A 13,214-nucleotide genomic window follows, 5' to 3' on the forward strand; every position below is an offset into this window, starting at 1 on the left:
TTGGATCCACTTACAACATGGAGTTCCCGCCATGCTCTCCCTTAGCTATCACCGCCTGTTGCTGTCATTGACTCTGCTGCTGAGCCTGATCGCCGCCGGCCCAGCCGCCAGTGCAGCGGAGCTCAGCGCCACCGATGTCACCAATGGTACGCTCAACGCCAAGGCGCTCACTGGCCCGGTCACTGTCACCGTGCAGGTACCCGGGATGAAAAAGGGCGACAAGCTCTATACCGTGCTCACAGGGATCGCCACCCATTCGACCGTAGAAAGAACCCTGAAAAACAGCGACCCGGTCACGTTCAATTTCCCCAAGGCCAACTGGGTGGAAAACATCAACCGCACCGTATCGGTCAATTATTACTACAGCACCGGCACCGTGGTACGCCGTCCCGGGGCGACACCGCTGAGTATCCAGGTGCGAGGCGAGCAGGTATCGCCCGTGTTCCGGGTGGTAGAGGCCCCGAACGACCAACTGGACCCCACCACGCTCGATGGACCGATCACCGTCGAGGTCTATTACCCCGCCATGCGCGCCGGCGACACCGTGCAACTGGTGTGGCGCGGGGCAGCCGTTTTCAGCCCTGTGCTCAAAACGGTCAACCAGCCCACGCTGCTGACGTTCAAGATACCCAAGGCACAAGTGACCCGCAGTACTGATCAATATGCCCAACTGACCTACATTTACCAACCGGCGGGTAGCACTACCTCTATCACCTCTTCCATCCTGCAACTGGCGGTTGGCAACCCGCGGCCAATCACAACCGATTACGCTGCCGTACTCAATGCCCGCTACCGCGACACGGCCGCCAGCTGCGCAGGCAACAAACCCGCCTATTACTGCAACGGTATCGTCATCCGCTCCACCGAAAACGGCGCCTACGACCCCTGGGACCCCAGCCCTGCGGCAACCAGACTGGGCGGTGTGTCATTTTCCTACATGCGCCTGGACGCGCATGTCTCCAGCCTTTACCACAACAGCGGCTTCATCCTGAAGCCCCAGGCCGATGTCAAAGCACCCCAGGTAGCACCGCAATACCTGTGCATCTACGCCTACGACTCTGGCACCCTGGTGGGTACGCGCGGTGACCGGGGGTGTGCGCTCAGGGCACGCACCCTGGGGTCATGCACCGCTTTAGGGGTCAGTACGCCCGCACAGTGGTACGCCTACACCAGGACGCTCCCCAACCGCGACTACCAATGCTCGCTGAGCACCGATGACCCGGCGCAGTTCCAGACCAGCATCACCGTGCGCGAACAACGCCCGGCGAACATGGAGGCGTTATGGAACGAGGTCATGGTCGCCGACTGGGGCCAAGGCAAGGGCGCCACACTGCCGATGGAGGCGATCTTCTACAAAACGGGTTATGTGGCGGAGGCGAAAGTCTTTCAACAGAAGCTCAAGGACCGCAATAACGTATGGCTTCCCATCGTCAAACTGGACCTGACCCAGCTCGCCGGCTCGCCTTTCAGTTACAGCGCGGCCGACCAGGCGGTACAGCCGTGAAATACCAACGCCCGACCGCGAGGGGACCAGGCGATGGCCCCCTGCCGACTCGCCGGTTCAGTCGCTGATACCCACCTGATTGCGGCCGTTGTGCTTGGCCTGGTACAAGCCCTTGTCAGCCGCGGAGATCAACTGCCGGCAATGGGTGCCAGCCTGCGGCACTTGGGTGGACAGGCCGATGCTGACGGTCAGGTGCGAGCCTTCGCTGGGTGAGATATGCGGGATCTTCAGGGCAATGATGGTCTGGCGCAGCTTTTCCGCCACCAGCCGCGCACCGCCCGGCGAGGTGTTGGGCAGCACCAGGGCGAACTCTTCGCCGCCGTACCGCGCCGGCAGGTCAGTGGAGCGGCTGCAGCTGTCGCGGATGGCATCGGCGACACGGCGCAGGGCCTCGTCGCCGTCCAGGTGGCCGAAACTGTCATTGAATGACTTGAAGTAGTCGACATCGATCATCAGCAGCGACAGCTGGGTCTGATCCCGCAGGCCGCGGCGCCACTCCAGCTCCAGGTATTCGTCGAAGTGGCGGCGGTTGGACAGGCCGGTCAGGCCGTCGGAGTTCATCAAACGCTGCAGCACCAGATTGGTGTCCAGCAACTGCTGCTGACTGACGCGCAAGGCTCGGTAGGCTTCGTCGCGCTGCAGCAGGGTCTGGTAGGAGCGCGAGTGGTAACGAATGCGCGCCACCAGCTCGATGGTGTCCGGCAGCTTGACCAGGTAGTCGTTGGCCCCGGCGGAGAACGCCGCGCTCTTGACCAGCGGGTCTTCCTTGGTGGACAGCACGATGATGGGGATGTCTTTGGTGGCCGGGTGGTTGCGGTAGTCGCGCACCAGGGTCAGGCCATCCAGGCCGGGCATCACCAGGTCTTGCAGGATCACCGTGGGCTTGAGGCGCACGGCCTGCTCGATGGCCTGGTGCGGGTCGGCGCAAAAATGGAAGTCGATGTTGGTTTCACTGGCCAGGCCACGCCGCACCGCCTCACCGATCATGGCCTGGTCGTCGACGAGCAGCACCATGGCCTTGTTCTCGTCGGTGGCCTTGAACTCTTCGATCTGCAGGTCAATCATGCGTTGTCCACCTGGTCACTGCCTTTACGTCGGCATGGCGTGCTACTTGGAGTCATGGCTGAAAAATTTCCGTCAGTCTGGGAGCAATACGCTCCAGTGGGCGGATTTCCACCGCCGCATCAATGGCCGCTGCCGCCTTGGGCATGCCATACACCGCACTGCTTTGCTGGTCCTGGGCGATGGTCAGGAAATTCTGCTGGCGCAGCAACTTGAGGCCCTGGGCACCATCACGGCCCATGCCCGTGAGCAGCACGCCCACCGCGTCACCGCGCCAGAAACGCGCGACGCTCTCGAAGAACACGTCGATGGAAGGGCGGTAGATCTCGTTCACCGGCTCCTCCGTGTAGGCCAGCGTGCCGTCGTTGAGCAGACGGATATGGTGGTTGGTACCCGCTAGCAATACTACGCCAGGTTGCGGCGGTTCGCCCGCCCTGGCAAGCCGCACGTTCAGGCCCGAGGCCCCGGCCAGCCAGTCGGCCATGCCCGCGGCGAACACCTGGTCCACATGCTGCACCAGCACAATGGCGGCAGGAAAGTTTTTCGGCAAGCCCTTGAGCAGCACTTCCAGCGCCGCCGGCCCCCCGGCCGACGAGCCAATGGCCACCAACCCGCTGCGTTGGGTACCGCTGCGCAGTGGCGTGGGCACCGCCTTCACGGGGGTGCCGCGCTGGCCTATCAGCCAACCAATGTTGAGGATCTTGCGCAGCAGCGGCGCGGCCGCATCGCGAGGGTTGCCGGCGCCCAGCGCCGGGGTGTCGACAACGTCCAGGGCGCCATGGCCCATGGCCTCGAAGACACGGTGCACATTCTGCTGGCGGTCGACGGTAACGATGACAATGGCGCAGGGGGTGGCGGCCATGATCTGCCGCGTGGCCTCCACGCCGTCCATGACCGGCATGATCAGGTCCATCAGGATCAGGTCGGGCAGTTGCTCGGCACAGCGCGCCACGGCTTCTGCGCCGTTGGCGGCGACCCAGATCACCTGGTGCGCCGGCTCGAACGCCACGGCCCGGCGCAAGGCCTCGACGGCCATGGGCATGTCGTTGACGATGGCGATTTTCATCCCTGGGCACTCCCGATCAACTCCACCACGGCGTCGAGCAGGGCGTCGTCGTGGAAACTGGCCTTGGCCAGATAGTAGTCGGCTCCAGCGTCCAGGCCACGCCGTCTGTCTTCTTCACGGTCCTTGTAGGACACCACCATCACAGGCAGCGATTGCAGGCGGCTGTCGCGGCGCACCAGGGTCACCAGTTCGATACCATCCATGCGCGGCATGTCGATATCGGTGATCAGCAGGTCGAAATCTTCGCCGCGCAGGGCGTTCCAGCCGTCCATGCCATCCACCGCCACGGCTACGTCGTAGCCACGATGGCTGAGCAGCTTGCGCTGCAGTTCACGCACGGTCAGCGAGTCATCCACCACCAGCACGCGTTTGCGCGCCTGCTCGACGCCGCGCTGGTTGCGCCGGTCAATGCGCTCCAGGCGCCCGGTGTTGAGCAGTTTCTCGACCGAGCGCAGCATGTCCTCGACGTCGATGATCAACACCACCGAACCATCATCCAGCAGGGCGCCGGCGGAAATATCCTGGACTTTGCCCAGGCGTGCATCCAGGGGCAGCACCACCAGGGTGCGCTCGCCGATGAAGCGCTCCACCGCCACGCCATAAATGGCGTCGCGCTCACGGATAACCACTACCCTCAGGGAATCCCCCCCGCCCTGCCCAGCCGGGCGCTGCAGCAATTGGCTGGCGGCTACCAGGCCCACGTGCCGGCCTTCGTACCAGAAATGCTGGCGCCCTTCGAGCTGGACGATGTCCTCGGCGGGCAGGTCCAGCGTGTGTTCGATATGGGCCAGCGGAAAGGCGTAGGCTTCCTCGCCGACTTCCACCACGAGACTGCGGACGACCGATAGGGTCAGCGGTACTTCGATGTGAAAACAACTGCCCTGGCCGTGGACCTGGGTCAACACCACCGAGCCGCGCAACTGGCGCATCATGTGCTGTACGGCGTCCAGGCCCACGCCGCGGCCGGACACCTCCGTGACCTTGTCGCGCAGGCTGAAGCCCGGCAGAAACAGGAACGTCAGCAATTCCTCTTCGCTGAGCTGGGCGGCGGTCTCGGCGGGCGACAGGTTGCGTTCGACAATGCTGCGCCGCAGGCGCTCGAGGTCGACCCCACCGCCATCGTCGCTCAACTCCAGCACCAGCAGGCCGGCCTGGTGCGCGGCGCGCAGCAGCACCCGGCCTTCGGCGGGCTTGCCGGCGAGCAGCCGCTGTTCAGGGCTTTCGATGCCGTGGTCGACCGCATTGCGCAACAAGTGGGTCAACGGCGCTTCGAGCTTTTCCAGCACGTCGCGGTCGACCTGGGTCTTCTCGCCTTCGATATCCAGGCGCACCTGCTTGCCCAGCGAGCGGCCCAGGTCGCGCACCATGCGCCCCTGGCCACCGAGCACGTCGGCGAAAGGTCGCATGCGGCAGGCCAGGGCGGTGTCATAGAGCAACTGGGCACGCTGGCTGGCCTGCCAGCCGAACTCGTCCAATTCACTGGTCTGGTACACCAGCATGTGCTGGGTCTCGGCGAGCAGCCCCTGCACCAGGGTCAGCGCTTCGTAGACTTCGTCGGTCTGCTCGGTGGCCTGCAGATGCTCGCGCAGGCCGTCCAGGGCCCGCTGGCTTTGCCCCTGCATGCGCTTGAGGCGCTGCATGGTGGCGAGGTAAGGCTTGAGGCGCTGGGTTTCCACCAGCGATTTGCTGGACAGGTCCAGCAGGCTGTTGAGCCGCTCGGCGGTGACACGCAGCACCCGCTCGCCACCGTCGACCGCGCCCTTGGCCTTGCGCGGCTCCGGGGTTGGCGCCGCCTCGGGCAGCACTTCCGGTTCGGGCTCCGGCAGGGCTTGAGACGCTACCGGCGTCGGCTCGGGGGCCCGCTGGGGTGGCGCGGCCGGGCGCGCAGGGGGCGGCGCGGCCGAGGGGTCGAGCAAGCCGGTCATGCGCACCGAATAGGCGGCGATGTCTTCGGCGGTGGGCGCGCCCTCGGGGCTGGCGATGCGCATCAGCAGGTCGGTGCCATGCAACAGCGCGTCGATATGTTCCGGCGTCAGCAGCAGCCGGCCTTCCTGGGCGCTGACCAGGCAGTCCTCCATCACATGGGCAACACTGACGCCGGCGTCGACGCCGACAATGCGCGCCGCGCCCTTGAGCGAGTGGGCCGCCCGCATGCAGGCTTCCAACTGTTCGGCCTGGGTGGGGTTGCGTTCCAGTTCCAGCAACCCGGCGCTGAGCACTTGAGTCTGGGCCTCGGCTTCCAGGGCAAACAGCTCCAGCAGCGAGGCATCGCGCATTTGCTCTGGGGTCATGTCAGGCTCCGGGAAACAGCATCAAGCAGCTGGGTTTCATCCAGCACCCGTACACTGCGCCCCTTGAAGGGCAGCACCGAGCGGGTAAAGCGCGTGCCGGCCTGCCCCGCCGACTGTGAAGCCTTGTCCAGTTCACCGAGCTCGATACGGTGAATGCCGTCCACTTCGTCCACCGGTACCACCACCGAACCGCCGGCCGCGGCCAGGATCAACAGGCGCGGCACGGTGCGCGTGGACGTCGCCGGGCTGACGCTGACGTCCACGCCCAGCAACTCGGCCAGCGACAGGCTGGGCACCAGCGCACCGCGCACGTTGGCAACGCCCTGCAAGGCCCGCGAGCGCTGGTGCGGCAGCGAATGCACCGGCTGCACCGGGGCAATCTCGACCAGGCAGCGGGTGGCCAGGGCCAGCCATTCTTCGGCCAGGCGGAACACCACCAGCGAGCGCGAGGCCACCTGCCCCGGCGCCTGGGCGACCTCACCGTGGAGGGTTTCGCGGCTCAGGGAATAGCGGTCCAGCAGGCGCACGGCCGCGGCCGCGTATACCTGGCAGTTACGGCAATGGATATGGTCGGCCAGCAGAGGGCACGACTTGTCACCGTGGATACCGATGCGGTTCCAGCAATCGTCAATCGCTTCGCCATCCCCTTGGATGACATCCAGCGAAGCCAGGCCAATCATCGTTTACGCTCACTGTCGGCGGTACGTTCACTGCGCGCGGCGCGTTCCTGCAGGCGGCGGGCGCCCACGCTGTCGCCCTGGGCGGCCAGCAGCATGGCCAGGTGCGCCAGTGCTTCAGGGTGCTGCGGTTGCAGGTACAGCGCCTTGCGATAAAAATCCTGGGCCTTGCGCGCATCGCCACCGACATCGTTGAGCAAACCGAGCCAATAGAATGCCTGTGCATCAGGCCCATGGTGCTTGAGGTAGGCGTCGCAGGCCTGCATGGCCTCCAGGCGCTTGCCCTCGTTGGCCAGGCTGGCGATCTGTTCGAGCGTCACCTGTACTGCTTTTTCGGCCGCGGGCGGCTTCACTTGAGGCACCGGTGGCAGTGGTGGCGACGGGCGCGAACGCACCGGCGGTGCCAGCGGCCGAGGCGGCGGCGCCGCACGCGTCGGCGTGGGCACGGGCTCCACGGGCGGTACCTCGGCGCGCACGAAGGCGAACGATTGGGCCACGCCCAGCGGGCGCATGCCCAGGCGAGCCAGCAGGCTACCCTCGGCAGGGCCGATGAACAGCGCGCCGTCCGGGTCATTGAAGCCCTTGAGCACCTCGAACACGCGCTGCTGGGTGTCCACGTCGAAATAGATCAGCAGGTTGCGGCAGAACACGAAATCGTAAGGTGCCTCGCCCTTGAGCAGGGCCGGGTCAAGCACATTGCCCACCTGCAGGCGAACCTGGTGGCGCACCCGTTCAAGCAGACGATAGCCATCGTCCACGGCGTCGAAATGGCGATCACGGAACGTCAGGTCGGTGCCGCGAAACGAGTTGCGACCGTACACGCCGCGCTGGGCCTTGGCCACCGAGATCGGGCTTATATCCACGCCATCGATGGTGAACAACGCGGCACTGATGCCAGCATCGAACAGCGCCATGGCAATGGAATAGGGCTCCTCGCCGGTGGAACAGGGCAGGCTGAGAATACGCAGCGGCCTGGCCGCCTTGAGCTCCACCAGGCGCGCCTGGGCCACCCGCACCAGGGCGTTGAAGGTTTCCGGGTAGCGCATGAACCAGGTTTCAGGAACGATCACCGCCTCGATCAGGGCTTGTTGTTCCGCACCACTGAGCTGCAGCAACCCCCAGTAGGCGTTCAGGTCGGCGGCCCCACTGGCCGCACAACGCTGGCGTACCGCGCGCTCGATCATGGGCGCACCCACCGAAGCCACATCGAGCCCGATGCGGTCACGCAGGTACTTGAAAAAACGTGGGTCGTGCTCCATTACCCTTCCCCGTCCATGAACTGCTCGGCCAATTGCGGAGCGAACAGCCGTTCGCGCACGCGCTCATCGAGCAGATCCTGAACGCCTACCCATTGCAGCAGGCCCTGCTCATCCTCGCGCACCGGCCCCAGGTAAGGAGCTTCCCGGTTGGACACGCCATAGGGGCGAAAGTCTTGCGCGGGGCAGCGCAAGGTCTGCGTGGCGTGCTCGAGAATCAGCCCCAGGCGCTGGTCGCCTTGCATCGCACCGGCGGCGTAATGCACCAGCACCAGGCGGGTGCTGGTGCGCTGCGATGCCGGGACACCGAACATCAACTGCCCTACGTCGATGACCGGCACCACGCGGCCGCGGTGAGAAAAGATGCCAGCCACCCACGCCGGCGCCTGGGGCACCGGCTTGAGAGGCACGCAGGGCAGCACCTCACCAATATCGGTAGCAGCCAAGGCAAACCGCTGGTCTCCCACCCGGAACACCAGGAACAGTTTGCCCTGCGCGGCAGGCGCAGCCACGTTGGGCCGCAGGGGGGTGCTCATCAGACCTTGAAACGCGAGACGCCACCGCGCAGCCCTGCGGCCACCTGGCTCAGTTCGTCGATGGCGAAGCTGGCCTGGCGCAAGGACTCGACGGTCTGGCTGCTGGCGTCGCCCAGTTGCGACAACGCGTGGTTGATCTGTTCGGCCCCGGTGGCCTGGGCCTGCATGCCTTCATTGACCATCAGCACCCGCGGCGCCAGCGCCTGAACCTGCTGAATGATCTGCGACAGCTGGTCACCGACCTGCTGCACCTCGAACATGCCACGGCGCACTTCCTCGGAGAATTTGTCCATGCCCATCACACCGGCTGATACCGCCGACTGGATTTCGCGCACCATCTGTTCGATGTCGTAGGTGGCCACGGCGGTCTGGTCGGCCAGGCGCCGTACTTCGGTGGCGACCACCGCGAAGCCGCGGCCGTACTCCCCCGCCTTCTCGGCCTCGATGGCAGCGTTTAGGGATAGCAGGTTGGTCTGGTCGGCGACCTTGACGATGGTCACCACCACCTGGTTGATGTTGCTGGCCTTCTCGTTGAGGATCGCCAGCTTGGCATTGACCAGGTCGGCGGCGCCCATCACCTGGTGCATGGTGTCTTCCATGCGCGACAGCCCCTGCTGGCCGGAACCGGCGAGCATCGAGGCAGCGTCGGCGGCGGAGGTCACCTCGGTCATGGTACGCACCAGGTCCCGGGAGGTGGCGGCGATTTCCCGCGAGGTAGCCCCGATCTCGGTGGTGGTGGCGGCGGTTTCCGTGGCGGTGGCCTGCTGCTGCTTGGAAGTAGCGGCGATTTCGGTCACCGAGGTCGTGACCTGCACCGAGGAGCGCTGGGCCTGGGAGACCAGGGCGGTGAGCTCGGTCATCATGTCGTTGAAGCCGGTTTCGACCATGCCGAACTCGTCCCGGCGCGACAGGTCCAGGCGGGTACTGAGGTCACCGTTGCGCATGGTGTCCAGGATCTTCACGATCTTCTGCATTGGCTGCATGATCGCGCGCATCAGCAACAGGCCGCAGATACCTGCGGCGATGATCGCCAGCAACAGCGCGATGCCCATGGTCAGCTTGGCGTCGCTGACCGCCTGCGAGCTGGCCTGGGACGCGTGCTCGGCCGCGTCGCGGTTGCGCTCGATGAGGGTGTTGAGCTGCTTGCGCCCAGCGGTCCAGGCCGGGGTGAGTTGATCATTGAGCAGGTCTTGCGCCTGGGTGAAGTGCTTCTGGTGGTAGGCATCCAGCACTTTGGCGAGCACCTGCGCATATTCGCCGTTCAGGCGCGCGAACTCATCGAAATTGGCCTTGTCTTCCGGGTCGAACACGGTTTTCTGGTAGTTGGCCATCTGCTCGGCAAGGCGGCTGGCGAAACTCTTGTACTGTTCTTCGTCAGCGGTAACGTACTCGCGCTGGTAACTCAGGCCAACCAGTTGCTGGGTGTAGACATAGCTGTCCACCCAGGCACTGCGAATCATCGAACTGTAATAGACACCCGGGACGCTGTCGTTACGCACCGTCTGCTGGGCATCGTCGATAGCCTTCAGGCGCGTGTAGGAAGCGACCACCATCAACAGCATGATGGCGATGATCACGGCGAAACTCGCCAGAATCCGTTGGCGCAATGTCCAGTTCTTCACAGTCATCCCTCGAGAGTGCTACGTCTACCGGCGAAATGGGGCGAGTATAGCCCAGCGATAACCCTGCTGACTGTGTCGTTTTTAGCTACTTTCGTACTTCTTTCCGACACACTGCGGCGCGCCTTCACGCAGAACCGCTACCCCGTCTCACCTGCCCCCACAGGGACACTGCCGCAGGCCAGGCGATGGTCGATGGCGTCGATGACCGGCGCGAACAACGCCGCCGGCAGGGAGGCCACGGCCTCGCGAATGGTGCGCAGAAACGCTGGCGTGGCCGTGCGCGTTGCACGCATGACCCACTTCGCCGCCTCTTCGGGGTTGCCGCGGCGCACCAGCATGGCGGCGTAGCTGCACTGCCCGCGAAAGTCCCCGGCCAGTGCCGAACGTTGAAACCAGCTGAAAGCCAGCTCCGCGTTGGCCTCGCTGACCCAGCCTTCCTCATGGAAACGCCCCACCAGGTTCATGGCCTTGGCATGCCCGGCGTCGGCGGCGCGCTGGTACCACGCCAACGCCTGGGGCATGTCACGGGCCACGCCGCGGCCCTGGCTCAGCAGGTTGGCGTAATTGTACTGGCCCCAGTCCAACCCGCGCTCGCCAGCGGCGCGGTACTGGCGCGCCGCGCCGGGCAGGTCAGGGGCGCAACCCCAGCCCAGCTCCAGGCAACGGCCGACCATGTTCAAGGCCGCAAGGTGCCCACGCGCTGCCGCGATCCGGAACCAGCGCAGGGCCAGCACCGGATCGCGCGCGATGCCGTGGCCGTCGAGCAACACCTGGCCCAGGCGCGCCTGGGCCTCCAGGTTACCCGCGGCAGCCTGGTCCAGCAGCAGGCGGGCAACGGCACAGGTATCCTGCACGCCAAGGCGCAGGACCGGGTCGGCCAGCATCAGAAGCGATACTCGGCGGTGACGGTCGCACCGCGGCCATCGCCCGGCAGGCCGTAGCCGCGGCTGTTGTACTCGGTGTAGTAACGCTTGTCGAAGAGGTTGGTGACGTTCAGGCGCACATCGATGTTCTTGTTGATGGCGTGGGTGAAGGCCAGGTCGTGAACCACGTAGTCGGGCACGGTGGTCTTGAACTGCGACGAGGTGGTGGAATCCGCGCCGGTGCCAGTGCCGGTGTAGATGTCGACGGTGTCGACGTAGCGCACGCCGTAGCTGAAGGTGTTGTCACCAGGCAGTTTCCAGGTGTTCCACAGGCTGATGGTGTGCTTGGGCGTGTTGGCGATGCCGATGCCATCCTCGGACGAGTCATTGGCAGCCTTGAGCGTCTTGCTGTTCTGGTAGGCGTAACCGGCGTACACCGACCACTTGTCAGTGATGTTGCCCACCACCCCCAGTTCCAGGCCACGCACGCGCTGCTCACCGCCCACGTTCAGGGTGGCGCCGGTGTCATCGTCGGTGTAGGTCAGGTTGCGCTTGGTCTCGTACACCGCCGCGGTCAGGCTGAGGTTTTCGTTGAGCACGTCCCACTTGGTGCCCAGTTCGATGGTCTTGCCACGCTGGGTACTGTCGCCTGTGCTGGTGCCGGTCTGGGCGACCGCCGTCAGGCTGCTGGGCTGGCGGGCGTTGGCGTAGCTGAGGTAGATACTGCCCTCTTCCACCGGCTTGTAGACCAGGGCGGTGTGCACGCTGGTGAGTTTCTCGGAGGCCGACGAAGTGCCATTGTCCACCCAGGCCGCAGTCTGGCTGCTGCGCGAATAGCTACTGGTGATGCGCGAGTCGTAATGGTCCTGGCGGGCGGCCAGGTGCAGCTCCCACTGCTCGTCGAACTTCAGTGTGTCGAGGGCGTAGAAGGCCTTGTCGATCTGCTCGGCGCCGATCTCGGAACTGATGTAGCTGTCAGCGGAATACGGGTACTTCGACCAGTCATTGCTGGCGGAGGTCAGGCTGCCCATCTGCGCGGCGTCGGCGGCGGTGAGTTTGCCGGTGTCGGACTGCAGCGTCTGCTTGCTGTATTCGATACCGGTGACCAGGGTGTGGCCGATGCCAAAGGTATCGAAACGGAACGTCAGGTTGCTCTGGTCGCTCCAGGTGGCGTTGGTCTGGTTGCGCAGCGGCGTGTTGATGTTGCGACGGTACACGCCTTTGTTGACCTGCACACCCGGCGCAGGGCTGTTGGCGCCGTAGTAGGTGCCGCCTGGGGTAGTGACGAAATAGTCATGGTCCAGGTGGAAATAGGTCAGCTGGTTGTCGAAGGTGACATTGTCATTGAAGTCGTGGGCGAACTTGAGGTTCAAGCGGTGGGACTCGTTGTTTTCCTTGTCCAGGTTGCGCCAACCCCAGTAGCTGCTCCAGCTGCCAAGGCGGTGCGGGCTGCCACCGTACTGGCCGTCGACGGTCGGGATACCATAGTCGGTGTTGCCGTTGTCATGCAGGTATTCGTAGGCGATGGTGAAACGGGTGTCGGTGCCCAGGCCCAGGGATAGCGATGGCGCGAAACCGTTGCGCTCGCGCTGAATCCAGTCGCGGCCGGCCACGCCACCCTTGTAGCCCACCACGTTGAGACGAAAGGCCGCGCCGTCGCCCAGGCCGTCGATGGTGTGGTTGATGTCCAGGGTCGAGCGCTTGTAGTTGGCGGTGCCTACGCCAACGTCCAGGGTGTCGAAGTTTTTCAGCTCCGGGCTCTTGGTCACCAGGTTCACCGCGCCACCAATGGCGCCCACACCCCAGCCCGAACCACTGGAGCCTTTGAGCACTTCCACCTGCTCGGTGTTGAACAGTTCGGAGTGGGTGTACTTGGCCGGGTCGCGCACGCCGTCACGGTAGATGTTGCCGTCGGCGCTGAAGCCGCGAATGTTGATGCTGTCCCCTACCCCGCCACCGCCTTCACCGGAGTTGAAGGTGATGCCCGGCACATTGCGCAGCACGTCCTTGAGGTCCTGGGCGTTCTGCTCTTCCAGCACGCGCTTGGGCACCACGCTGATGCTTTGCGGCGTATCGCGCAGCGCTTCGGTGAATTTGCTGCTCGACAACTTCTCGGTCTGGTACGGCGCGGCGTTGTCCTGGGTCGCGTCGATGACCGTGGAGCCCAGTTGCAAGGTATTGGGTACCTGGTCGGCGGCGTAGGTCATGCTGCTCAGGGTGGCGACGGCCATGCCCAGGGTGATGTCCAGGCGGGGTGGTTGGGCGGATTGACGGCTCATGGGGTTCTCGCGAGAGGGGCCAGCAGGTTAAAGTAAACAACAACGATTCGCTTTTGCG

At 64.8% G+C, this 13,214-nt stretch carries 10 protein-coding genes; 1 reads left to right on the forward strand and 9 read right to left on the reverse strand.

Going from position 1 to position 13,214, the window contains the following annotated elements; all coding sequences use genetic code 11:
* Positions 1 to 31: 31 nt before the first annotated feature.
* Positions 32 to 1,504, forward strand: a complete 1,473-nt coding sequence (locus QBK88_RS16115) for a hypothetical protein (protein WP_277962814.1) — start codon at positions 32 to 34, stop codon at positions 1,502 to 1,504.
* 57 nt (positions 1,505 to 1,561) lie between these two features.
* Here QBK88_RS16115 and QBK88_RS16120 read toward each other — a convergent pair whose 3' ends face one another.
* The 9 genes from QBK88_RS16120 to QBK88_RS16160 form a co-directional block, all read right to left on the reverse strand.
* Positions 1,562 to 2,569: a response regulator gene (locus QBK88_RS16120; protein ID WP_277962815.1), complete on the reverse strand. Its 1,008-nt coding sequence runs from the start codon at positions 2,567 to 2,569 to the stop codon at positions 1,562 to 1,564.
* Between the two features lie 52 nt (positions 2,570 to 2,621).
* Positions 2,622 to 3,632 (reverse strand): chemotaxis response regulator protein-glutamate methylesterase, encoded by a 1,011-nt coding sequence (locus QBK88_RS16125; RefSeq protein ID WP_268144939.1) that lies wholly within the window; start codon positions 3,630 to 3,632, stop codon positions 2,622 to 2,624.
* Entirely contained in the window at positions 3,629 to 5,923 is a 2,295-nt protein-coding gene (locus QBK88_RS16130; RefSeq protein WP_277962816.1) for a hybrid sensor histidine kinase/response regulator, read from the reverse strand. The genes QBK88_RS16125 and QBK88_RS16130 overlap by 4 nt, the downstream gene beginning before the upstream one ends.
* Entirely contained in the window at positions 5,920 to 6,603 is a 684-nt protein-coding gene (locus QBK88_RS16135; protein WP_277962817.1) for a chemotaxis protein CheW, read from the reverse strand. Before QBK88_RS16135 ends, QBK88_RS16130 begins: the two co-directional genes overlap by 4 nt.
* A complete protein-coding gene (locus QBK88_RS16140) occupies positions 6,600 to 7,859 on the reverse strand; it encodes a CheR family methyltransferase (RefSeq protein ID WP_277962818.1) in 1,260 nt (419 codons plus the stop codon). The genes QBK88_RS16135 and QBK88_RS16140 overlap by 4 nt, the downstream gene beginning before the upstream one ends.
* Positions 7,859 to 8,392, reverse strand: a complete 534-nt coding sequence (locus QBK88_RS16145) for a chemotaxis protein CheW (protein WP_277962819.1) — start codon at positions 8,390 to 8,392, stop codon at positions 7,859 to 7,861. The genes QBK88_RS16140 and QBK88_RS16145 overlap by 1 nt, the downstream gene beginning before the upstream one ends.
* Positions 8,392 to 10,014, reverse strand: coding sequence for a HAMP domain-containing methyl-accepting chemotaxis protein (locus QBK88_RS16150; protein WP_277962876.1), 1,623 nt, complete (start codon positions 10,012 to 10,014; stop codon positions 8,392 to 8,394). The genes QBK88_RS16145 and QBK88_RS16150 overlap by 1 nt, the downstream gene beginning before the upstream one ends.
* 137 nt (positions 10,015 to 10,151) lie before the next feature.
* Positions 10,152 to 10,898 (reverse strand): tetratricopeptide repeat protein, encoded by a 747-nt coding sequence (locus QBK88_RS16155; RefSeq protein ID WP_277962820.1) that lies wholly within the window; start codon positions 10,896 to 10,898, stop codon positions 10,152 to 10,154.
* Entirely contained in the window at positions 10,898 to 13,156 is a 2,259-nt protein-coding gene (locus QBK88_RS16160; protein WP_277962821.1) for a TonB-dependent siderophore receptor, read from the reverse strand. Before QBK88_RS16160 ends, QBK88_RS16155 begins: the two co-directional genes overlap by 1 nt.
* Positions 13,157 to 13,214: the final 58 nt, after the last annotated feature.

This window comes from Pseudomonas sp. RIT-To-2 (assembly GCF_029623465.1).
GTDB classification, from domain to species: domain Bacteria; phylum Pseudomonadota; class Gammaproteobacteria; order Pseudomonadales; family Pseudomonadaceae; genus Aquipseudomonas; species Aquipseudomonas silvicola.

Coding starts and splice junctions, on each gene's coding strand:
- QBK88_RS16115 (WP_277962814.1), top strand. CDS start 32: ATGCTCTCCCTTAGCTATCACCGCCTGTTGCTGTCATTGACTCTGCTG.
- QBK88_RS16120 (WP_277962815.1), bottom strand. CDS start 2,569: ATGATTGACCTGCAGATCGAAGAGTTCAAGGCCACCGACGAGAACAAG.
- QBK88_RS16125 (WP_268144939.1), bottom strand. CDS start 3,632: ATGAAAATCGCCATCGTCAACGACATGCCCATGGCCGTCGAGGCCTTG.
- QBK88_RS16130 (WP_277962816.1), bottom strand. CDS start 5,923: ATGACCCCAGAGCAAATGCGCGATGCCTCGCTGCTGGAGCTGTTTGCC.
- QBK88_RS16135 (WP_277962817.1), bottom strand. CDS start 6,603: ATGATTGGCCTGGCTTCGCTGGATGTCATCCAAGGGGATGGCGAAGCG.
- QBK88_RS16140 (WP_277962818.1), bottom strand. CDS start 7,859: ATGGAGCACGACCCACGTTTTTTCAAGTACCTGCGTGACCGCATCGGG.
- QBK88_RS16145 (WP_277962819.1), bottom strand. CDS start 8,392: ATGAGCACCCCCCTGCGGCCCAACGTGGCTGCGCCTGCCGCGCAGGGC.
- QBK88_RS16155 (WP_277962820.1), bottom strand. CDS start 10,898: ATGCTGGCCGACCCGGTCCTGCGCCTTGGCGTGCAGGATACCTGTGCC.
- QBK88_RS16160 (WP_277962821.1), bottom strand. CDS start 13,156: ATGAGCCGTCAATCCGCCCAACCACCCCGCCTGGACATCACCCTGGGC.